This window comes from Pseudomonas asiatica (genome assembly GCF_009932335.1).
In the GTDB taxonomy this organism is placed as follows: Bacteria; Pseudomonadota; Gammaproteobacteria; order Pseudomonadales; family Pseudomonadaceae; genus Aquipseudomonas; species Aquipseudomonas asiatica.
Genome location: NZ_BLJF01000001.1, coordinates 1,984,205 through 2,004,521, shown reverse-complemented (window position 1 = coordinate 2,004,521; position 20,317 = coordinate 1,984,205). Strand labels below are relative to the sequence as shown.

The 20,317-nt window shown below is 64.1% G+C and carries 18 protein-coding genes and 1 pseudogene; 6 read left to right on the top strand and 13 right to left on the bottom strand.

What is annotated here, in order from left to right; all coding sequences use genetic code 11:
* Positions 1–11: 11 nt before the first annotated feature.
* Positions 12–2,504, bottom strand: coding sequence for a DNA ligase D (gene ligD / locus GYA95_RS09475; RefSeq protein WP_161551378.1), 2,493 nt, complete (start codon positions 2,502–2,504; stop codon positions 12–14).
* A 128-nt stretch (positions 2,505–2,632) separates the two neighbouring features.
* Between ligD and GYA95_RS09470 the strand changes: the two genes are divergently transcribed.
* Both GYA95_RS09470 and GYA95_RS09465 read left to right on the top strand, forming a co-directional pair.
* The gene (locus tag GYA95_RS09470; RefSeq protein ID WP_015270341.1) at positions 2,633–3,097 is read left to right on the top strand and encodes a hypothetical protein; all 465 of its coding nucleotides are present in this window, start codon (positions 2,633–2,635) and stop codon (positions 3,095–3,097) included.
* Positions 3,094–3,318 (top strand): metallothionein, encoded by a 225-nt coding sequence (locus GYA95_RS09465; protein WP_015270340.1) that lies wholly within the window; start codon positions 3,094–3,096, stop codon positions 3,316–3,318. Before GYA95_RS09470 ends, GYA95_RS09465 begins: the two co-directional genes overlap by 4 nt.
* A 191-nt stretch (positions 3,319–3,509) precedes the next feature.
* Here the strand turns inward: GYA95_RS09465 and GYA95_RS09460 are convergent, their stop codons facing one another.
* Genes GYA95_RS09460 through GYA95_RS09440 form a run of 5 tightly spaced genes read right to left on the bottom strand, consistent with a single transcriptional unit; the run spans position 3,510 to position 7,818 of the window.
* A complete protein-coding gene (locus tag GYA95_RS09460; RefSeq protein ID WP_015270339.1) occupies positions 3,510–3,938 on the bottom strand; it encodes a hypothetical protein in 429 nt (142 codons plus the stop codon).
* A gap of 34 nt (positions 3,939–3,972) precedes the next feature.
* On the bottom strand, positions 3,973–4,920 hold the full coding sequence (locus GYA95_RS09455) for a lysylphosphatidylglycerol synthase domain-containing protein (RefSeq protein ID WP_015270338.1): 948 nt from the start codon (positions 4,918–4,920) through the stop codon (positions 3,973–3,975).
* Positions 4,920–6,122 (bottom strand): cardiolipin synthase ClsB, encoded by a 1,203-nt coding sequence (clsB, locus tag GYA95_RS09450; protein WP_015270337.1) that lies wholly within the window; start codon positions 6,120–6,122, stop codon positions 4,920–4,922. The genes GYA95_RS09455 and clsB overlap by 1 nt, the downstream gene beginning before the upstream one ends.
* A complete protein-coding gene (locus GYA95_RS09445; RefSeq protein WP_013972626.1) occupies positions 6,119–6,904 on the bottom strand; it encodes an endonuclease/exonuclease/phosphatase family protein in 786 nt (261 codons plus the stop codon). The genes clsB and GYA95_RS09445 overlap by 4 nt, the downstream gene beginning before the upstream one ends.
* A complete protein-coding gene (locus GYA95_RS09440) occupies positions 6,901–7,818 on the bottom strand; it encodes a DUF72 domain-containing protein (protein WP_015270336.1) in 918 nt (305 codons plus the stop codon). The genes GYA95_RS09445 and GYA95_RS09440 overlap by 4 nt, the downstream gene beginning before the upstream one ends.
* Before the next feature lie 165 nt (positions 7,819–7,983).
* Here GYA95_RS09440 and GYA95_RS09435 point away from each other — a divergent pair, with 165 nt between their 5' ends.
* Both GYA95_RS09435 and GYA95_RS09430 read left to right on the top strand, forming a co-directional pair.
* The gene (locus tag GYA95_RS09435) at positions 7,984–8,358 is read left to right on the top strand and encodes a low affinity iron permease family protein (RefSeq protein WP_003259456.1); all 375 of its coding nucleotides are present in this window, start codon (positions 7,984–7,986) and stop codon (positions 8,356–8,358) included.
* A 22-nt stretch (positions 8,359–8,380) separates the two neighbouring features.
* Entirely contained in the window at positions 8,381–8,932 is a 552-nt protein-coding gene (locus GYA95_RS09430) for an ATP-dependent Clp protease proteolytic subunit (RefSeq protein WP_015270335.1), read from the top strand.
* Between the two features lie 125 nt (positions 8,933–9,057).
* Here the strand turns inward: GYA95_RS09430 and GYA95_RS09425 are convergent, their stop codons facing one another.
* Positions 9,058–9,456: an NUDIX hydrolase gene (locus tag GYA95_RS09425; RefSeq protein ID WP_015270334.1), complete on the bottom strand. Its 399-nt coding sequence runs from the start codon at positions 9,454–9,456 to the stop codon at positions 9,058–9,060.
* 81 nt (positions 9,457–9,537) lie between these two features.
* Positions 9,538–13,320 carry a CheR family methyltransferase gene (locus GYA95_RS09420; RefSeq protein ID WP_015270333.1) on the bottom strand — a complete coding sequence of 1,261 codons (3,783 nt, stop codon included), beginning with the start codon at positions 13,318–13,320 and terminating at the stop codon, positions 9,538–9,540.
* 279 nt (positions 13,321–13,599) lie between these two features.
* Here GYA95_RS09420 and GYA95_RS09415 point away from each other — a divergent pair, with 279 nt between their 5' ends.
* Both GYA95_RS09415 and GYA95_RS09410 read left to right on the top strand, forming a co-directional pair.
* Complete coding sequence (locus GYA95_RS09415) at positions 13,600–13,809, top strand: con-10 family general stress protein (protein WP_003259459.1); 210 nt, start codon at positions 13,600–13,602, stop codon at positions 13,807–13,809.
* Positions 13,810–13,976: 167 nt separating this feature from the next.
* Positions 13,977–14,246: a DUF6555 family protein gene (locus GYA95_RS09410; RefSeq protein WP_015270332.1), complete on the top strand. Its 270-nt coding sequence runs from the start codon at positions 13,977–13,979 to the stop codon at positions 14,244–14,246.
* Positions 14,247–14,634: 388 nt separating this feature from the next.
* Here the strand turns inward: GYA95_RS09410 and GYA95_RS27615 are convergent, their stop codons facing one another.
* From GYA95_RS27615 to GYA95_RS09390, 5 genes and pseudogenes are all read right to left on the bottom strand, one after another.
* On the bottom strand, positions 14,635–14,805 hold the full coding sequence (locus GYA95_RS27615) for a hypothetical protein (RefSeq protein ID WP_155252250.1): 171 nt from the start codon (positions 14,803–14,805) through the stop codon (positions 14,635–14,637).
* 156 nt (positions 14,806–14,961) lie between these two features.
* Entirely contained in the window at positions 14,962–17,013 is a 2,052-nt protein-coding gene (paaZ, locus tag GYA95_RS09405; RefSeq protein ID WP_015270331.1) for a phenylacetic acid degradation bifunctional protein PaaZ, read from the bottom strand.
* Between the two features lie 28 nt (positions 17,014–17,041).
* Entirely contained in the window at positions 17,042–18,274 is a 1,233-nt protein-coding gene (locus GYA95_RS09400) for an OprD family porin (RefSeq protein ID WP_015270330.1), read from the bottom strand.
* Positions 18,275–18,314: 40 nt separating this feature from the next.
* Positions 18,315–19,883, bottom strand: a pseudogene (locus GYA95_RS09395) (cation acetate symporter); the annotation flags it as partial.
* The gene (locus GYA95_RS09390; RefSeq protein ID WP_004376242.1) at positions 19,874–20,182 is read right to left on the bottom strand and encodes a DUF485 domain-containing protein; all 309 of its coding nucleotides are present in this window, start codon (positions 20,180–20,182) and stop codon (positions 19,874–19,876) included. The pseudogene GYA95_RS09395 and the gene GYA95_RS09390, both read right to left, overlap by 10 nt.
* Between the last annotated feature and the right edge of the window lie 135 nt (positions 20,183–20,317).

The following is a 20,317-nucleotide window of genomic DNA, read 5'->3' as shown; positions in this document are numbered from 1 at the left end:
GCAAGCCGTCATCAGGCCAGCCCCAGCTGCTTGCGCATGCCCACGGTGATCGATTGCCTGGTCTTGCCATAATCGGCCCAGGGGTCGTCCACATCGCTCAGTCGTTCAAGCACGTTGCCGATGTTCCACTGGTTGGCGCCCTTGAGTTGCGGCAGTTCCTCGCGCCAGATCGGCACGGATACCGGCAGGCCTTCGCGTGCGCGCAGGGTATACGCGCAGGCGGTGGTAGCCCCCTTGCCGTTGCGCAGGTAGTCGATGAAGATGCGCCCGATGCGATTTTTGGGCCCGGACACGGCACTGAGCCTGTCGGGGAACAACCTGGCCAGGTAATCGACGATGCCGTGGCTGAATGCCTTGACTTCATCCCAGCTGGCACGCCGGGTCAGCGGCACTACCAGGTGCATGCCTTTGCCGCCACTGGTCTTGAGAAAAACCTTCAGGCCCAGCTCAGCCAGCAAGGTGAGGGCCAGTTGGGTGGCTTCCAGCATGGCCTTCCACGGCAGTGCCGGGTCCGGGTCAAGGTCGAGGACGAAGCGGTCGGGCTTGTCGAAGTCCTTGTCGGTGGCGTTCCAGGTGTGCAGTTCGAGCATGTTCATCTGCACTGCGCCGATCAAGGTGTCGGCGCGATTGATGACCATCGCCGCCTGGCCGGCCTCGGCCTTGTCATAGCTGAGCACGTTGGGCAGATGCAACTGGCCGGCGTTCTTCTGGAAGAACAGCTCCCCGGCCAGCCCGTCCGGAGCACGTACCAGTGCCACCGGGCGATTCTTGAGCTGGGGCAGTATCCATTGGCTGACAGCGGCGTAGTACTCGGCGACCTCGCGCTTGGTAACGCCGCTGGTGGCGTCGACCACCCGCTCGGGGTGGGTCAGGCGCAGCTCGCCCAAAGCCTCGGGGGCCTTGGCCTGCTTGCGCTTGGGCAGGGTCTTGGCGGGCATGCTGCGCTCCAGGTCGATGGCGGTAGCCGGTTTGTCATCGCGCAGGCCGTGGAACACCGAGTGGCGCACGATGCCGTCACGGGTCATCTGGGCATAGGCGACTTCGGCCAGCAGTTGCGGTTTCAGCCAGTGCACGCCCCGGGCTTCGGCCCCGGTGGGCGGGTTGGGCAGGGCCGGCTCGGCGGTTTCCAATGGTTTGAGCCGGGCATGGATGCTGGCCAGCGTGGTTGCACTGAAGCCGGTGCCGACCTTGCCGGCATAGCGCAACTCGCCGCTGTCGTTGTCGTGCAAGGCCAGCAGCAGGGCACCAAAGCCGCTGCGGCTGCCTTTGGGGTCGGTGTAGCCGACGATCACGAACTCCTGGCGCTGCTTGCACTTGAGCTTGATCCAGTCGGGGCTGCGGCGGCCGCTGTAGGGGCTGTCGACGCGCTTGCCGATCAGGCCTTCGAGTTGCAGCCGGCAGGCGCTGTCGAGCAGGGATTCGACCGGCTGGTCAAAGTCGGCGGAGTACTTGAGCACGTCCGATTCGTTGTGTTCCAGCAAGCGCTGCAAGGTGTCGCGCCGGTCCTGCAGCGGTAACTGGCGCAGGTCCTGGCCGCCCAGGAAGGGCAGGTCGAACAGGTAATAGGTGATGTGCTCGTCATGCTCGGTGTCGAAAGCGTTCTGCAGCGCCTGGAAGTCCGCCGCGCCGTTTTCGCCAGCCACCACCACCTCGCCATCGAGCCAGGCCGAATCGAGGCCCAGCGCACGCAAGGCGGCAACCTGCCTGGGCATCTTGCCGCTCCAGTCATGGCCATTGCGGGTGAACAGGCGCACGTCATCACCGTCGATGCGGGCAAGGATGCGGTAACCGTCGAACTTGACCTCGTAGCGCCAGTCGCCACTGGGCGGGGAGTCGACCAAGGTCGCCAGTTGTGGCTGCAGCTGCGCCGGCAACGGCACCTTCCGGCCTTTGCTGGCGGCTTTGCGACGTGGCGCGGCGGCCTTTTTTGCTGTCGGCTTGCGCGGCACCAGCGTGCGGTCGCTGAGCACGCTGTCGGGCTGGGCGTCGACGATGCTGTACTCGGCTTCGCTACGCGCCTGGCCGTCGTGCGACTTGACCAGCATCCACTGCTCCTTCTTGCCGGCCAGGTGGGTGCGGAACAGGTTCCATACACCGCCGAGCTTTTCGCCTTGCAGGCGGAAACGCAGTTTGCCCTTGGCATAGGCCTCATGCGCATCACCTTCGGGCTCCCAGATGCCCCGGTCCCAGACGATCACGTCGCCCGCGCCGTAATGGCCTTCGGGGATATGGCCTTCGAAGTCGGCGTAGTCCAGCGGGTGGTCCTCCACGTGCACGGCCAGGCGGCGCACCTTGGGGTCCAGCGACGGCCCTTTGGGGATGGCCCAGCTTTTCAGCGTGCCATCGAGTTCCAGGCGGAAGTCGTAGTGCAGGTGGCTGGCATCGTGCTTCTGGATGCAGAACTGCAGCGCGTGGGCCCGCTTGCCACGGCTGCGCTTGCCGCTGGGCTCGGGCGTGGCATTGAAGTCGCGCTTGCGCGCATATTCCTGCAGGGGCTTGGCCATGGCGGGCTCCGGGCGGTTCGCAGTCTCTAATCTGGGAGGCAACGGCCCGGGCGGTAGTTCAAAAAAACTCTGAATCTTCAAACAGCAAGTGCAGTCGACCGAATGAAGCCACCTGACGGAGAACGCACATGGCCCGAACAGATAAACCGAAGCCCTATACCCCCACTGAAATCGACGACACCGAAGACCGCATGGGCAGCGTGCATGAACTGGACTTCGACGAGCGCCTGGACGAGCGCGAGGGGCGTGCGGGTGACGAGCGACCGGCCGCGGACGTGGCCCGCGAGTTCCCGCCCCGGCGCGTGGCCGAAAGCGGCATGACTGGCGGCGAGGCGTTGAGCGACAGCCTGCACGAGGACAACGTCACCTACGACGACCTGAGCCCGGACACCTTGCTGGACGAGACCGGTGCCCGTGACCCGCACGAACCCGGTGGCAGCGGTGGCCCTGCAGACAAGACCCTTAGGCGGGTAGAGGCCAATGAGATTGGCGGCGGCATAGGCCTGGACGAAGCCGAACTGGCCCGCTCCGCACCGCTTGATGGCGAACCGTGGGCCGATGATGTGATCGATGACGAGGAGAGCAAGCCATGAACGAGTTGCGTTGTGCCTGTGCAGATTGTTCCTGCACCGTGGATGCCAATGCCTTGCGGCTCGAAGGCAAGGTGTATTGCTGCGAGGCCTGTGCCAACGGGCATCGCAATGGCGAGCCGTGCCGGATGCCGGATTGCCAATGCGGGGAAAAAACCAAGGAAAGCGCCGTGGACAATGCGCTGGACGAGACTTTCCCGGCGAGTGACCCGATTTCGCCCTGAAACATCGCCGTCTCATAGGTTCTGCATAGGTCTATGGGGCGGTGATGATCCTGTAGGAGCGGCCTTGTGTCGCGAACGGGCCGCGAGGCGGCCCCAGAATTTCAGCTTCGCACGGAAAATTGCCGGGGCCGCTTTGCGGCCCTTTCGCGACACAAGGCCGCTCCTACAAAACACGCGCCAAGCCTGCAGAATCAGTGAGTCTGCCAGATGCCGTTGCTACGCTCGCAATCGGTGCGGGCCTGGCCCAGGCTGGGAGTGTCGTAGTAGTAGGTGATCACCCGCGCATCCTTGGGCAACGCCGGCTTGTCACCGCCAGTTGCCTTGGGGTTGGCCAATGCCTCCTGGGTCAATGGCGCGATGCAACTGCCAACGCTGCCATCGGCACAGCGCGCGACCTTGTGCTTTTCGCTGTTGAGCATGTCCTTGCTCTCATTGCTGCACGACCAGTTGATCGCTTCGGCGGGCAGGTTGCTGTAGCTGTAGCAGCTGTGTCGCTCCACCGGCGTTACCGCCTCGCTGGAGGAGCGAGTGAGCACGTTGCAAGCTTCGGCCAGGGCCTGGCCGCTGAGCAGGCTGGCCATCATCAGTATCAACATCGGCTTCAAGACAGCGCTACGCATTTGCCACCTCCCGAGCCAATGGCCCTTGTCAGGCCTAGGCAGGCTTGTCGCGCCGGCGCATGGCCTTGGCGCGTTTCTCGAGGATCAGGTAGACAAGCACCGCCAGCAACAGCGGCACCAGGTAGTACAGCGTGCGGTAGCCCAGCAGGGCCGCCACCAGCGTGCCCTGGGCGAGCTGCCCATGCAGCAGGGCCAGGAACACCGTTTCCAGCACACCCAGCCCGGCCGGGATATGCGCAACCACACCAGCAACGCAGCTGATCAGCAGGATGCCAAGAATCGACGGGTAGAAGGCTTCGCCAGGCAGCAACCAGAAGATCAGCAGCGCCATCAGCGCCCAGTTGCTGGCACCCAGTACAACCTGGCACAGCGCCAGGCGCAGCGACGGCAGCGTTACCTCATGGTCGCGCCAGCGCCAGGTACGCTTTTTGGCGAAGCCACAGGCCAGCAGGTAGCCAGCGGCAATCGCCAGCAACACCACGCCGATCAGTTGCAGGCCGCTGGCACCGACCGCCCAGTTGGCGGGCAGCTCGACCAGGCGCAAGGCGAACACGGTGCCAGCCAGCAGCATGTAGCCCATCCAGTTGGTCAGCAGGCCCAGGGTGAGGATACGGGTGATGGTAGCCGTGTCCAGGCCCAGGCGGCTGTAAAGCCGGTAGCGCAAGGCAACGCCACCCACCCAGGTGGTGAAGTTGAGGTTGAAGGCATAGCACACGAAGGCCACTGGCAAAACCTGGCGTGCCGGCAGGTGGTGGCCGGTGTAGGCCCGAGCCAGCAGGTCGTAGCTGGCGAACGTCAGGTAGCTGCACCCGGCCAGCGCCAGGCCTATGGCCAGGGTGCCGGGCTTGTAGGCCAGCAACGACTGGCGCACCTCGTTCCAGTCCAGGTTGCGCGCCAGCAGGTACAACAGCGCAGGGATCAGGATCAGGAATGCCAGGGTGAACAGCCGCTTGCCCCAGGTTTTCCAGTGTTTACGCGCCATCAGGTTTGGCCCTCGTGGTAGTCACCCTGTGCCTCGGCCTCCGGCTGCACCGAGCGCAGGTGCTGGCGGTGCGCCGGGAACCAGCCGGCAATCCGCGGGAAATGGCGGATCACGTGGAAGCACACGAAAATCAGTGGCGCCCGCCACCAGTAGCCGCGAACCATGCGTTCCAGGGTGACCGGCTTGCATTGTTCGCGGGCCAGCTGCTGCAGGTGCTGGTTGAGCTGCTGGTTGAAGGCGCGATCACGGATGAACAGGTTGGCTTCCAGGTTGAACGACAGGCTGAGCGGGTCCAGGTTGCTGGAGCCGACCGTGGCCCACTCATCGTCCACCAGCGCCACCTTGCCGTGCAGCGGCCGCTGGCAATACTCGTGAATGGCCACACCATCGCGCAGCAGGTAGTTGTACAACAGCCGCGACAGCGCCCGCACCCAGCGCATGTCTGGCTGGCCCTGCAGGATCAGCCGCACCTCCACGCCACGCCGGGACGCATTGCGCAGTTCACGCATCAGCCGGTAACCCGGGAAGAAATACGCGTTGGCCACCACGATGCGCTGCCGGGCGCTGCGAAACGCCTGCAGGTAGTGGGCCTCGATATCGGTGCTGCGCACCCCGTTGTCGCGCTCGACCAGCACGGCGCTGCAGGTACCGGCAGGCTCGGTCAGCGGGCGTACGGCGCTGGGCGGCTGCAGCACCGGCGACATCAGGCGCTTGCTGGCGGCATGCACCTGCGCCACCACCGGGCCGGCGACTTCCACGGCATAGTCCTGCTTGGCCATGGCACCAAAGTCGCCCAGGTGGTCGGCGCTGTAGTTGATGCCGCCAATGAAGGCCCGCTCGCCATCGACGACCACGATCTTGCGGTGCAGGCGCCGGAACAGGTTGGTGCGCATGCCCACCAGCCTCGGCTGAGGGTCGAAGGCGTGGAAACTGACCCCGGCATCGGTCATGGCCGCAATGAAGGTGTCGGGCAGGTCGGCCGTGCCATAGCCATCCACGGCCACTTCGACACGTACGCCGCGTTGGGCGGCATCGATCAGGACCTGCTGCAATTGCTGGCCAACCTTGTCATCGAAGATGATGAAGGTCTCCAGCAGGATTTCCTCCCGTGCCTGGGCCATGGCCTCGAACACGCGGGGGTAGTATTGCTCGCCATTGATCAGCAACTGCACGCTGTTGCCGTCTACCCAGGGTCGGTTCACAGTTTGATCTCCGCAGCCAGAGGGGCGTGGTCGGAAAGGTGCGACCACGGGTACTTCGACAAAACCTGGGCCGTGCCGGGCATGGCATTGCGCAGGTAGATGCGGTCCAGGCGCAACAGCGGCAGACGCGCCGGAAAACTGCGCGCCGGGGTGCCGAAGTGCTCGCCGAAGGCCTCTACCAGGTGTTCGCACAGCACGGCATCGGCCTTCAGCCGCCAATCGTTGAAATCGCCGGCGATGATTACCGGCGCCTTGGGCGGCAGGCTGTCGAGCAGGTCCAGCAGCAGCTTTACCTGGCGTTGCCGGTGGGCCTCGCGCAGGCCGAGGTGCACGCACACCGCATGCACCTGGTCATGGCCCGGCACCTCCAGCTGGCAGTGCAGCAGCCCGCGCTGCTCGTTGCCCTGCACCGAGACGTCCAGGTTGTCGAAGCGGCTGATGGGGAATTTCGACAGCAGCGCGTTGCCGTGGTCCCCATGGGGGTACACCGCATTGCGGCCGTAGGCGAACTGCGGCCACATGCTGTCGGCCAGGAACTCGTACTGTGGCGTATCCGGCCAGGCCGGGTGGCGCAGGGCATGTTGCTGGTGGCTACCGTGCACTTCCTGCAGGAACACCAGGTCGGCGCCGGTGGCGCGCACGGCTTCGCGCAACTCGGGCAGGATGAAGCGCCGGTTGAAGAAGGTGAAGCCCTTGTGCACGTTCAACGTCAGTACATTCAGCCGACGCACGGCGGTGATCTTGTCGATGATGCCGTGCGGGGCAGGCAGGGTCCTGTTCACAGGGTCACCTCCGGCACCACGCCAGGCTCGGTCATCAGTTCATGGTCCAGCGACAGCTTCTGCAACAGGCGCCGGGCGTCATAAGGCGCATGGACTTTCTGGTCGTTGTCGAAATAGCAGTAGACGTCCCGGGCAGCGCGCCGTGGTGGCGGCCCAGGCACCACCAGCTGGGCATCGTCGGCCTGGCGGCCCTGGCTCCAGTGCTGGATGCGCTGCTTCCAGCGCCGCAGCGCCTGAGCGGTATAGCCACTGCTGTACAGCTCGACATCGCCATGCAGGCGCATGTACACGAAGTCGGCGGTAAGGTCCTCGACATAGGGCCATTTACCGGCACTGTCGGCCACTACCAGCGCTACCTGGTGCTTGCGCAGCAACTTGATGAAGGCTTCGCACAAAAAGCTTTCGTTGCGGATTTCCACCGCGTGGCGCAGCCGTGCGTTGCCCTTGATATCGGTGCTGCCGTTGTCCTTCAGGCGCTGCGCACACCCCTGTGCGCATTCGCGGGCCTCCTTGCGGCTGTGCGGTAGCAGTTCGAGAAAACGGGCGAAGCGGCCTTCGTCGAACTTCATGTTCGGCGGAAACTGCCACAGGAACGGGCCCAGCTTCTTGCCGAGCAGCAGCGGCCCGGATGCGAAAAAATTGGCCATGGCTTCTTCGATGTCCTTGAGCCGCCGTACATGGGTGATGTAGCGCGGGGCTTTTACCGCGAACACGAAGCCGGGCGGCGTCTGGTCATGCCAGCCCTGGTAGCGTTCGGGTGTTTGCAGGCTGTAGAACGAGCCGTTGATTTCAATGCTGTTGACCGCCCGCGAAGCGAACGCCAGTTCGTCGTCCTGGGGTAGGCCCTTCGGGTAGAAGTCCTTGCGCCACGGGCCGTAGCGCCAACCGGAGATGCCGATGCGGATATCGCTCACGCTGCCTTCCTCATTGCCAGTCCTTGTTCGGTCACTCTGAAGGTGCGACTGGTGAACAGCGGCCAGGGTTCAGCACGGTTGACCAACGGAAAAGGCTGATGCCGCGTGGAACTTTGCGGCCCGCGGCGTTTCCACCGCATACCTGCTACGAGGAAGGGCGCCAGGATGAAATTCGACCGTTTCGCCCAATGGCTGGCCAATTGGGCCGGCCGCCCGCTGACTTTTGGCATCGCCTGCCTGCTGATCCTGATCTGGGCAGTGACCGGGCCGCTGTTCGGCTTCAACGACACCTGGCAACTGGTGATCAACACCTCGACCACCATCATCACGTTTCTCATGGTGTTCCTGATCCAGAACACCCAGAACCGCGACAACGACGAACTGCACATCAAGATCGATGAGCTGTTGCGCACAACCCAAAAGGCGCACAAGGCGCTGCTGGACCTTGAAGACATGGATCCGGCCGAGCTGCATGCCCTGCGCAAGCAATACCGGCAGATGGCCGGGCAGGGTGACGATGCGCATTCAACCAAGGAATGACCTGTCAACCCTGGAGGCAAGCATGGCCAGACATATCGTCCACTTCACCGGGCCTATCAATTCATCCACCTGCGGCAACCTGATCAACACCTGTTCGCGGGCGTTGCAGCAGGGCGCCGACGCCCTGCAACTGAACATCGCTACCATGGGCGGCGAGTGCAGCTACGGGTTTACCTTGTACAACTTTCTGCGGGCGTTACCGGTCGAGGTGCATACCCACAACCTGGGCACGGTGGAATCCATGGGCAACATCATCTTCCTGGCCGGGGAACGGCGCACGGCATGCAGTTACAGCAAGTTCCTGTTTCATCCTTTCCACTGGACCTTGCATGGCTCGGTCGACCACTCACGCATGGCTGAATACGCGATGAGCCTGGATTATGACCTGCGGCTGTACGCGCAAATCGTCGCCGAGCGGACCGAAGGGGCGGACGAGGTGCTGGATGTACCGCGGTATCTGATGGCCTACCCGCGGATACTCGGGCCCCGGGAGGCATTGGCGAACGGGATGATCCATGCCATAGACGAGATGCCGATCGAGGTGGAGGCTTGTCAGTGGAGTGTGCATGCCTAGCTGATACCTGTGCCGGCCTCGTCGCGGGCATGCCCGCTCCCACAGGTTCAGCACATGCTTCAGAAGCGGTGAAGTACTTGTGGGAGCGGGCAAGCCCGCGAAGGGCCGGCACAGGAGAAAAAGGTCTACCTCACTGACGCTGCCATTGCCCGGTCACACGCCAGCAACGAGCGGATCAGCAGCTTGATCTCGTCCTTGAGCATGGGCACCTGGTCCGGGTGGGCGAACCGGCAATCAGCAATTTCACGCAGCGCCTTGGGATGTGGGGCGTCGGCGAACTCCGCTTCGAACACATAATGCATGCGCTCTGCCGCTTCGTGGCGCATCAGCAGGGTCAGCGATTCTGCCTGCAACCCGGTTTCCTCAAGCAATTCACGCTCCGCTGCCTGTACTGGCGTCTCGCCGGGCTCGATCCTGCCGCCGGGCAGGGTCCAGGCGGCGTTGGGCTTTCTCACCCACAGCCATTTATGGGTTTGTTTGCCATGCCGGCAGATGATCGTTGCGCGATGCTTGACTGGTTTCATTCAGGCTCCCGGGCGAATCCCTCATTCCATGTAGATTCGGCCCCCGGCGGCACTGAACGTTGCGTTGAAAGCGACCAACGGTCAGTAAGGCACCGAACCGCTGAGGGCCTCGATCGCCTCGACCAGCTCGTCATAGCCCACCGGTTTGTTCAGGTGCCGGTCAAAGCCGGACTGGCGTGACTTGTACTGGTCGGCGCTGGCGCCATAGCCGGTCAGGGCGATGGCCGGGGTATGGCGAAGGTGCACGTAGCCACGCAGGGCCTTGATCAGCGCATGGCCGTCCATCACCGGCATGCCGATATCGGACAGGATGATGTCGTATTCCTCACCCGCAGCGGCGTCCAGGGCCTCACGTGGCTTGCTGAAGGCATTGACAGTGGCGCTCTCCATTTCCAGCAGCTCCTGCATTACCGCCAGCACTTCTACGGAATCGTCCACCAGCAACACGCGAATTCCATTAAGGCGGCCCTCGCTCAGTGGCTCCGAGCCTTGCTCACGCTGCGGGAGTTGCGTATCGCAAAGTGGCAGGGTGACCTCAAAGGTGCAGCCCAGGCCCAGCCCCGGTGACTTGGCGCGTACGCTACCGCCATGGGCCTCGACCAGTTGCCGTACCAGCGACAGGCCGATGCCCAGGCCCTCGCGGCTGTGGCTGGCCTGTTGCGGCGTAGCCTGGCTGAACAGGTCGAAGATGTGCTCGAGGCTGTCGTGGCTCAGGCCTACGCCATGGTCGATCACCTGCAACCGCGCGTGGTTTTCGTCGTGGCTCAGCACCAAGCGTATCTCATTGCCCGCCGGGCTGAACTTCAGCGCGTTGTTGAGCAGGTTCCAGATGATCTGCTCCAGGCGGGTAACGTCACCTTCGATCATCACCGGCAGGGTGTCGGCGGGCAGCTCCAGGCGAACCGGGCAGGGGTGTTGCTCGCTCACCACCACATCATGGATGCCCTGCAGGAGGGCGAGCAGATCCACAGGTTGGGTCTTGAGCTTAAGCTTGCCGGTCCGAATGCGCGCCACATCCAGCAGGTCGTCGATGATCCGCGCCTGGCTGGTTACCGCGTCGCAAATGGTACCCACGGCCTTGCTCGCTGCACTGATGTTGCGCAGCGACGGCAGGCGGCGCAGGATTTCGGCATTGAGCTGGATCAGGTTCAGCGGGTGCTTGAGCTCATGGGACATGACGGCGAAGAACTCGTCCTTCATGTGGTTGGTGCTCTGCGTCTCGGCCAACTGCTTGCTCAGGCGCTCTTCGCCCAGGCGCACGCGCTCTTCGGCGGCATGGCTGCTGCTGATGTCGATGAAGGTCAGCACCGTGCCGTCGATTTTCTGCTCGCTGGAGCGGTAGGGCAGCAGGCGCGCCAGGTACCAGTGATCGCTTTGGCCGCCGATTTCACGCTCGATGACGGCCTCGCCCTGGGCCACGGCGCGGGCATCGTCGGCCAGCGCCGGGTAATCCAGGCAGTGGGTGATGTCGAGCAGGGAACGGCCGGTATCGACTGGCAGGATATTGAAGAGGTCGGTGGCGCGGGGCGTGAACCAGCGAATATGCAGGTTGCGGTCGACGAACACCGTGGCGATCTCGGTGCAGGCGATCAGGTTGCTGAGGTAGTCGTTGACCTTGTCGGTTTCCTCGACCTTGTTCTTCAGCTCGTAGTTGACCGTGAGCAGTTCCTCGTTGATCGACTGCAGCTCTTCCTTGCTGGTTTCCAGTTCTTCGCTGGCCGACCGCAACTCCTCGTTGATGGCCTGCATCTCTTCGTTGGAAGCCGTCAGCTCCTCGCTGGAGACCTCTGACTGCTCGATGGTTTCCTGCAGTTGCAGGCGAGTGCGCTGCAGTTCGCGTTCGAGGTTGTGCAGCACCATGCTGTCGGTCTGGCGGATGACGCCGGGTAACGGCAGGGACGGGTCGGGCGCGCGTTCCTCGAACACCACCAGCAGGCAATCGCTGGCGCTGAGGTCGTCCTTGTACGGCTGCACGGTGATTTCCACCTGCAGTTTGCCCATGGTTTCCGCCAGGTCGACAGGGCGCGAGGTGACCGCCTCGGTCCCCTGGCGCGCCTGGAACAAGGTGCTGCGCAGGGCCAGGCGCAGGGGCGGCAGCACCAGGTTGAGCAAGCTGCGGCTCGGTTCGCCACCGGCCACTTGCAGGAAACGCCCCACGCCTTCGCTCATGTGCAGGATATTGCCATCGATATCGACGATCAGGCTGGGCGGCATGCGACGCGCCAGGGCGCGGTAGTGCAGGTCGGCGAACGATGGCTTGCGCCCCGGCTTGGCCTTGGCCAGCGCTTCCGGGGGCCTGCCGGCGGCAGAAGTGCCGGGCAGCTGACGGCCGGAACGGCGGCCGGTATTGCTGGCATCGAGTGCGCGGAAAATGCGATTGCGCTTGTCCACCGGGGCGAACAGTTCATTGGCCACGTCGGCCGACTCCGACGAACCGAGGAACAGGTAGCCACCCGGGCGCAGGGCAAAGTGGAACATCTGCAGGATGTCACGCTGCACCTCGCGGTCCAGGTAGATCAGCAGGTTACGGCAGACAATCAGGTCGATCTGCGAGAACGGTGGGTCCGACAGCAGGTTGTGCCGGGCGAACAGCACCTTTTCGCGAACCTCTTTGCGCACCCGGTAATGCTGGTCTTCCTTGACGAAGAACTGGCGCAGCCGGCTGGGCGGCACGTCGGTGACGATCGCCTCGGGGTATGAGCCACTGCGGGCGATGCCGATGGCGCGTTCGTCCAGGTCGGTGGCGAACACCTGTACCTTGTGCGAGCGCTGCTCCAGTGCCAGCTGCTCGCAAACCAGCATGGCGAGGCTGTACGCCTCTTCGCCGGTGGAGCAGCCGGCCGACCACACGCGTATCTCGTCTGCGCCCTCGGCCGGGTCGCGTTCGCAGACCAGCTGCGGCAGCACATGGCGCTCCAGGGCTTCGAAGGCTTCGCGGTCGCGGAAGAAATTGGTCACGCCAATCAGCATGTCGGCCAGCAATGCCCGGGATTCCGCTGGGTGCTGTTCCAGGTAATGCAGGTAGGCCGCAAGGTCTGCCTGGCCGGTCACATGCAGGCGGCGCTCGATGCGTCGCAGTACCGTGGCGCGCTTGTAGTGCTGGAAGTCGTGGCCGGTATTGCTGCGCAACTGCAGCAGGATCTCTTCGAGCATCGGCTCGCTGGCCTGGGCATCGCCGACACGGGTGCCCAAGGCCGGAGGCAGGGTATCGTCTTCGATTTCCGGGAGCCGGACCTGGCGGGCATTGCGCCACAGCTCCAGCAGCTTCTGCGGCATTTCTGCCGCCGGCAGCACCAGGTCGACCATGCCGGTCTCGATGGCGGCGCGGGGCATGCTGTCGTACTGGGCGTCGTCCGGTGTCTGCGCCAGGGTCACACCGCCTTGCTCCTTGATCCGCGACAGGCCCACGGCGCCATCGGCACCGGTACCGGACAACACCACGCAGAAGGCGTGGTCCTTGTGCACATCAGCCAGGTCACGGAAGAACAGGTCGATGGCCACGTGGTCGCCACGGCGCCGGTTGGCCGGGGTCACCCGCAGGTAGCCGTCGTTGGTGGACAGGCGATTGGCCGGTGAAATCACGTAGATATGGTTGCGCTCGATGGGCACCGGCTCGGTCACCTGGCGCACCGGCATTTGCGTGGTCTCCTGGATGATGCGGTCGGCGACGCTCTGGTGGTCGGGGGACAGGTGCAGGACCACGACGAAGGCCATGCCGCAATCGCTGGGCATTTGCCGGAACAGCGTACAGATCGCTTCCAGGCCGCCTGCCGATGCACCGATGCCAACCACCGGGAAATCCAGGTGGCTGGGGCTGAGTGCCGGGTTCTGGGGCGAGGCAGGTTGCTTAGGGGACGACTTCATGGACGGAGCCTTGTGCAGACCGGAACGTTCAGCCCTCAGCAGCATCATCGGGCGTGTGTGTGGCGGGATTATAGGCCGTCGCCATGTTATTGAGACCTCTGCTTGCGAAGGAAAGTGCGACCCGCCTGTTTCAGTCACGCAAACCTTTTGCCGACCCATGTTTGGTGCCACTGGTCAGTTGCCGGCAAAACCATTGAGCAGACTGTGTGATCGGCGGCTCGGAACCAAGGCATGGCAAACATCCATGCGAGCAGTCAATCCATCGCAAGGAGATACCACATGGCGCAGGATCAAGAGCGAACCAGCCAGCGCGGCGGCACCAAGGAAACCAACCCTGGCAATTTTGCCAATGACCGGGAACGGGCCTCCCGCGCGGGGCACAAGGGTGGGCAGGCTTCTGGCGGCAACTTCGCCAACGACCGCCAACGGGCATCGGAGGCCGGTCGCAAGGGCGGCCAGAACAGCCACGGCGGGGGCCGCCAACAGTGAGTTGAGTGCTCCTGGGCACCCGGTACCCGCAGTGCCGGGTGCCGGCTACCTCCTGTGTACCGGGACTGCAATGGCCTTTGGTACCTGTTGCTCGACATTTTTTTGAATCTTCTGGCCGTACCCCGATCAATCAGGGTGTCATCCATGGAGAAGAGGAGGCCCCTGCGATGCCTGGCCCACAGCTATACATCATCGATTACCAACTGCATGGCAAGCCGCGCAGTTTCATCATCCGTCTGGAGACGCTGGACAACGCCGAGGCCTGGCATTGGGCAAGTTGTGATGCGGGCATCGGCATCATTCCGAAGTTCGGGCGCGAAAAAATCAGAAAAGTCAGCAGGCCGATGGCCGAGCGCTACGGGATTACCGCCGTGCAATGGCGCATATCCGGCAGCAAGCCGAACCAGTCGGTGGGGGGGCCAGCGGCGACAATGTGACCGCTGGCCCAAAGCACTGTGTCGCCTGCTTCGCGGGCATGCCCGCTCTGATAGAACAACACATGACTCATTGGTTCGGCGAGGTCCTGTAGGAGCAGCCTTGTGCTGCGAAGAGGCCGGGGCTGACGAAGCCTGTCTATTGGCTGTACCGGCCTCTTCGCAGCACAAGGCTGCTCCTACAAAGGACGCGTCAGACGAGCAATATTGGTTCTCTGCGCGACAGCGCAGCCCAAAGGGCTGGGCAATCTCCCACAGGGACATCACCAGTTCAAGGAGTGCGCCATACCTGTGGGAGCGGGCGCGCCCGCGAACACCGGCGCAGCCGGTGCCATTCACCGCGTTGGATTCTTTGCGGCTAAAGCCGCTCCTACAGGTACGCGCAGGCCGTCTAGGCACCGGATTCTGGGTCGCTGGCCGGTACGCCCGGGCGGTTTTCTTCGTCATCAGTCACATTGGGGTCGGCATCCGGGTCATCTGCCCGGTCATTGCGCCGGTCCGGCTCGAGCTCCGGCCAGTCATCCTGTGCGCTGCCGCCACCCATCGCAGTAAACTCTTTCATCTCGCAACCCTCGCTCTCGATGAAAAAAAGGCCCGCGATCAGGCGGGCCCAATACAGGAGTGAGAGGCGAAGCCATTGACCACCCCTCATTGAATGAGAGCGGCAATAGCCAGGGGCGGTCGGTTGGATGTCCACCACCCCTGACCAACGGTACTGTCAGGGCTTCTTCAGCACGAGGGTGAGAATGTCGTAGCTGGCGACCAGCTCGCCCAGCTGGTTGGTCACCTCCACATCCCACGCCACCACGCCCTGGGGCTGGCCCAACGGGCTGGTCTTGCCCTGGTCGATCTTGCGCTTGCAGGTCAGGCGCGCCTGGATGGTGTCGCCGATGCCGACCGGGTTGATGAAACGCAGGGTATCCAGGCCGTAGTTGGCCAGTACCGGGCCTGCACCCGGGGAGACGAACAGCCCGGCCGCTGCCGACAACACGAAATAGCCGTGGGCGATGCGCTTGCCGAACTGCGATTCCTTGGCGGCGATCTCGTCGAAGTGCATGTAGAAATGGTCACCCGACAGGCAACCGAAGTTGACCAGGTCGGCTTCGGTCACGGTGCGCCGATGGGTGAGCAGCGACTCGCCGATGCGCAACTGCTCGAAATAGCGGCGGAACGGGTGTACTTCGGTTTCGATCACTTCGCCACCGCGCACGTATTCGCCGGTTACCGCCGTGAGCATGCTCGGCGAACCCTGTACAGCGGCACGCTGCAGGTAGTGCTTGACGGCACGCAGGCCACCCAGCTCTTCACCACCACCAGCGCGGCCCGGGCCACCGTGCTTGAGTTGCGGCAATGGCGAGCCATGCCCGGTGGATTCCTTGGCCGCCTCGCTGTCGAGTACCAGCAGGCGGCCGTGCCAGGCGGCAGCCACTGGAATGGCCTTGGCTGCCACGCTGCGGTCGGCGGTGACCAGGGTCGCCACCAGGCTGCCTTTGCCCCGTGCGGCCAGCGCCAGGGCTTCATCGAGGTCGTCATAGGCCATCAGCGTGCTGACCGGGCCGAACGCTTCGATATCGTGGGCACCGCCTTCGGCATGCGGGTCGCGGGCCTGCAGCAAGGTCGGAGCAAAGAACGCGCCCTCGGCCACGCCCTCGCCACGCGGCGCAAAGCCATCGCTGGCGCCGAACAGCTGGTCGCAGCTCTGCAGCAGGCTGCGCACGCGCTCGGCCACATCGTGATGCTGGTCGTGGGAGGCCAGGGCGCCCATGCGCACACCTTCCAGCGACGGGTCACCGACAACCACCTTGGCCAACCGCTCGCGCAGGCGCGTGGCAACGGCGTCGATGTGCCTGGCCGGTACGATGGCGCGGCGGATGGCGGTGCATTTCTGGCCGGCCTTGGTGGTCATTTCGCGGACCACCTCCTTGATATACAGGTCGAACTCTTCGCTGTCCGGGGCCACGTCCGGGCCGAGGATGGCGCAGTTGAGCGAATCGGCTTCGGCGGTGAACGGCACCGAGTTGCGCACCAGGTTCGGCGTGACGCGCAACTTGGCGGCGGTGTCAGCGGAGCCGGTGAAGGTCACCACGTCCTGGCCTTGCAGGCGGTCGAGCAGGTCGCCGGTGCTGCCGATCACCAGTTGCAGGCTGCCTTCGGGCAACAGCCCGGATGCATTCATCAGCCGCACCACGGCCTCGGTCAGGTAGCTGGTCGAGGTCGCCGGCTTGACGATGCACGGCATACCGGCCAGGAAGGTCGGGGCGAACTTCTCCAGCATGCCCCAGATGGGGAAGTTGAAGGCGTTGATGTGCACCGCCACGCCGGCGCGCGGCACCAGGATGTGGCTGCCGGCGAAATGGCCTTGCTTGCCCAGCGGGATGGCCGGGCCTTCGTGCACCAGATTGCCCGACGGCAGTTCACGGCTGCCGATGCCCGCATAGGAGAACAGCGTGGCGTTGCCGCCTTCGATGTCGATCCAGCTGTCGGCACGGGTAGCACCGCTGTGGTGGGATAGGGCGTAAAGCTGCTCCTTGCGCTCGGCCAGGTACAGGGCCAGTGCCTTCAGGCGGGCAGCGCGTTGCTGGAAGTCCATGGCCATCAGCGTGGCCAGGCCACGGGCGCGGGCAAAGTCCACGGCCTCGGCGAAATCCGGGCGCTCTTCGTGGCTGTAGGCCAAAACGTGGCCATCCAGGGCGCTACGCAGGGCCTGGGCGCCGTGCTGGCCAAGCCAGCGGCCGGCGATGAAGCTTTGCAGGGTAGGGGCGGCAGACATGCTGTTCTCCAATGTAGAGGGGGCGCTGTTACCACAGCGCCACGGTGTAGCCGATGATCAGGCGGTTTTCGTCCACGGCGTTGGTCAGGCCATTGCCGGAACGGAAGGTGACGTTGCGCCAGCGCAGGCTGACGTCCTTGAACGGGCCGCTCTGGATGACATAGGTGATGTCGGTGTCGCGCTCACGCTCACGGCCGTTGCTGACAGTGGCGGTTTCGGCGTGGCGGCCATCGGTGTAGCGGGTCATGAAGCTCAGGCCGGGGATACCCATGGCGACGAAGTCGTAGTCGTAGCGCACCTGCCACGAGTCCAGCCCGGCGCGGGTGAAGGTGTTGTAGGTGACCAGGTTGACGGTGAACGGGTCGCCACCGTTCACGAACGGGAAGGCACTGTCGCCGGACATCTGCTGCCAGGCGGCGGTGAACTTGTGGGCCCGTACGCCGAGGGTGAACATGGCGTTGAAGTTGCGGTTGTCGATGTTGCCGGCACGCTCGGCGCCGTCGTTGCGGCTGTCGAAGTAGCGCAGGTCGGTGCGCAGGCTCAGGCCTTCGCCCAGCGGGCGGGTATCGATCAGGCCGACGAACTGCTGGCGGTAGATGTCCTCGAGCTTGGCGTAGTAGTAGCTGACGCTGGTTTGCGGGGTGATGGCGTAGCTGCCGCCGCCGAAGTCCAGGTGGTCGCTGCTGGCGGCGCCGTAGCCGATGTCGTCGCGGCCCGAGGAATCACGCAGGTTGGCCTTGGTCAGGCGGCCGGCGTTGAAGGTCAGGCCGGCCAGGTCCTGGCTGGTGAGCAGGCCACCCTGGAAGGTGGAGGCCAGCAGGCGGGTGTCGTTGTACACCACCACCGGCAGGATCGGTTGCAAGGTCCCCAGGCGCAGGGTGCTCTTGGCCACCCGCACCTTGCCGGTCAGGCCCAGTTCGCTGTAGTCGTCGACCGGTTCATGGCTGTTCGGGCCGAAAGGCAGCAGGCCGGTATTGCGCCGGTCGCGGCTGGAGTCGAGCTTGATGCCCAGTTGGCCCATGGCGTCGACACCAAAGCCGACCGGGCCTTCGGTGAAGCCCGACTCCAGCTTGGCGGTAAAGCCCTGGCCCCATTCCTCGGCCTTGGCCTGCGGTGCGTTGCTTTGGCGGAAGTCGCGGTTGAGGTAGTGGTTGCGCAGCTCCAGCCGGGCGTGGCTGTCGCCGAGGAAGTCTGCCATCGCCGGCATCGGCAGGGCGAGGGTCGCCAGCCAGGCGGCCGAAATGAAGTGCGTGCGGTTCATTGTTGTTGTTTTACCCGACATGGTTGTTCTTCCCTGAGAGTCAGTGCTTGCTGGCGCCGGCGGCGCCGATTCCGGTCATGGAACGGATGAACTGGGCCAGGTAGCGGCCACGTTCCTGGTTGGCGCGTTCGGAGCTGTCAGTGACCGAGAACACCCAGGCGCCGAGGAAGGCCAGGCTCATGGAGAACAGCGCCGGGTTGCTGTAGGGGAACAGCGCCTTTTCGTGATGCAGCACGTTGACCCACACCGCCGGGCCCAGCACCACCAGCAGCACCGCCGAAACCAGGCCGGCCATGCTGCCGCACACCGCGCCGCGGGTGGTCAGGCCTTTCCAGAACATCGAAAGCAGCAGCACCGGGAAGTTGACCGAGGCGGCCACGGCCAGCACCAGGCCAGAGAGGAAGGCGATGTTCTGCGACTCGAACATCAGGCCGAGGATGACCGCCAGCAGGCCGATCAGCAGCGTGGCGATACGCGACACGCGCATTTCCTCCTGTTCACTGGCCTTGCCCTGGCGCACCACGCAGGCATACAGGTCGTGGGAAACGGCCGATGCACCGGACAGCGCCAGGCCGGCGACCACCGCCAGGATGGTGGCGAAGGCCACGGCGGAGATGAAACCGAGGAACAGATTGCCACCCACGGCCTGGGCCAGGTGCACGGCGACCATGTTGCCGCCGCCGATAATGGCGCCGGTGGCATCACGGTAGGACGGTTCGGTGCCGACCATGACGATTGCACCAAAGCCGATGACGATCAGCAGCAGGTAGAAGTAACCGATGAACCCGGTGGCATAGAACACGCTCTTGCGCGCTTCCTTGGCATCGCTGACGGTGAAGAAGCGCATCAGGATATGCGGCAGGCCGGCAGTACCGAACATCATGCCCAGGCCCAGGGAAATGGCATCCACCGGGTTGGACAGCAGGCCGCCCGGGGCCATGATCGCCTGGCCCTTGGCATGCACGGCCACGGCGCTGGCGAACATCGCTTCGGTGCTGAAGCCGAAATGCTTGAGCACCATGAAGGCCATGAAGCTGGTACCTGAAAGCAGCATCACTGCCTTGATGATCTGCACCCAGGTGGTGGCGAGCATGCCGCCGAAGGTGACGTAGGCGACCATCAGCACACCGACCAGCATCACCGCGTACAGGTAGCTGATGCCGAACAGCAGTTCGATCAGCTTGCCGGCACCGACCATCTGCGCCACCAGGTACATCAGCGCCACCACCAGGGTGCCGAAGGCCGAGGTCAGGCGCACCGGGGTTTGCGCCAGGCGGTAGCTGACCACGTCGGCGAAGGTGTACTTGCCCAGGTTGCGCAGGCGCTCGGCGATCAGGAACAGGATGATCGGCCAGCCGGCCAGTACGCCCAGGGCATACAGCAGGCCGTCATAGCCGTTCATGAACATCATTGCCGAAATGCCCAGGAACGACGCGGCGCTGATCATGTCGCCGGCGATCGCCAGGCCATTCTGCATGCCGGTCAGGCCCCCGCCGGCGGTGTAGAAATCGCTGGCCGAGCGGGTGCGCATGGCAGCCCAGCGGGTGACCAGCAGGGTGAAGCAGACGAACACCATGAACATCGAGATGGCGGTCCAGTTCATTGTGCGCACTCCTGCTTGACCTTGTCGTTGAGCGGGTCGAGCACGTTGTTGGCGCGGTGCACGTAGATGCCGGTCAAGGCGAAGGACAGCAGTACCATCAGCACGCCCACCAGCATGCCAACGGTAGTCACGCCACCGCTGAGGGACTGGCCGAGGGTGCTGGGGGAAAACGCCACCAGCAGGACGAAGCCGTAGTAGATCACCAGCATGGCCAGGGTCAAGCTGCCGTTGAGGCGGCGTTTGCGCTGCACCAGGTGCTGGAAGTCGGGGTGGTTGGCGATGCTTTCGATGCGTTCGGGTGTCATGGGTTGCGATCTCTGGGTGTTGTAATTGTTTTGTTGAGGTCACGCGGGTGTTGCATTGCAATGCTGTTGGTGCGGCCTTTGTAGGAGCGGCCTTGTGTCGCGAAAGGGCTGCGCAGCAGCCCCGGCAATCCATGA

Excerpts from the sequence above, each read along its gene's own strand:
- ligD (WP_161551378.1), bottom strand. The coding sequence starts at position 2,504 with ATGGCCAAGCCCCTGCAGGAATATGCGCGCAAGCGCGACTTCAATGCC.
- GYA95_RS09435 (WP_003259456.1), top strand. The coding sequence starts at position 7,984 with ATGAAATTCGACCGTTTCGCCCAATGGCTGGCCAATTGGGCCGGCCGC.
- GYA95_RS09430 (WP_015270335.1), top strand. The coding sequence starts at position 8,381 with ATGGCCAGACATATCGTCCACTTCACCGGGCCTATCAATTCATCCACC.
- GYA95_RS09400 (WP_015270330.1), bottom strand. The coding sequence starts at position 18,274 with ATGAACCGCACGCACTTCATTTCGGCCGCCTGGCTGGCGACCCTCGCC.
- GYA95_RS09460 (WP_015270339.1), bottom strand. The coding sequence starts at position 3,938 with ATGCGTAGCGCTGTCTTGAAGCCGATGTTGATACTGATGATGGCCAGC.
- GYA95_RS09470 (WP_015270341.1), top strand. The coding sequence starts at position 2,633 with ATGGCCCGAACAGATAAACCGAAGCCCTATACCCCCACTGAAATCGAC.
- GYA95_RS09425 (WP_015270334.1), bottom strand. The coding sequence starts at position 9,456 with ATGAAACCAGTCAAGCATCGCGCAACGATCATCTGCCGGCATGGCAAA.
- GYA95_RS09390 (WP_004376242.1), bottom strand. The coding sequence starts at position 20,182 with ATGACACCCGAACGCATCGAAAGCATCGCCAACCACCCCGACTTCCAG.
- GYA95_RS27615 (WP_155252250.1), bottom strand. The coding sequence starts at position 14,805 with ATGAAAGAGTTTACTGCGATGGGTGGCGGCAGCGCACAGGATGACTGG.
- GYA95_RS09410 (WP_015270332.1), top strand. The coding sequence starts at position 13,977 with ATGCCTGGCCCACAGCTATACATCATCGATTACCAACTGCATGGCAAG.
- GYA95_RS09420 (WP_015270333.1), bottom strand. The coding sequence starts at position 13,320 with ATGAAGTCGTCCCCTAAGCAACCTGCCTCGCCCCAGAACCCGGCACTC.
- GYA95_RS09465 (WP_015270340.1), top strand. The coding sequence starts at position 3,094 with ATGAACGAGTTGCGTTGTGCCTGTGCAGATTGTTCCTGCACCGTGGAT.
- paaZ (WP_015270331.1), bottom strand. The coding sequence starts at position 17,013 with ATGTCTGCCGCCCCTACCCTGCAAAGCTTCATCGCCGGCCGCTGGCTT.
- GYA95_RS09455 (WP_015270338.1), bottom strand. The coding sequence starts at position 4,920 with ATGGCGCGTAAACACTGGAAAACCTGGGGCAAGCGGCTGTTCACCCTG.
- GYA95_RS09415 (WP_003259459.1), top strand. The coding sequence starts at position 13,600 with ATGGCGCAGGATCAAGAGCGAACCAGCCAGCGCGGCGGCACCAAGGAA.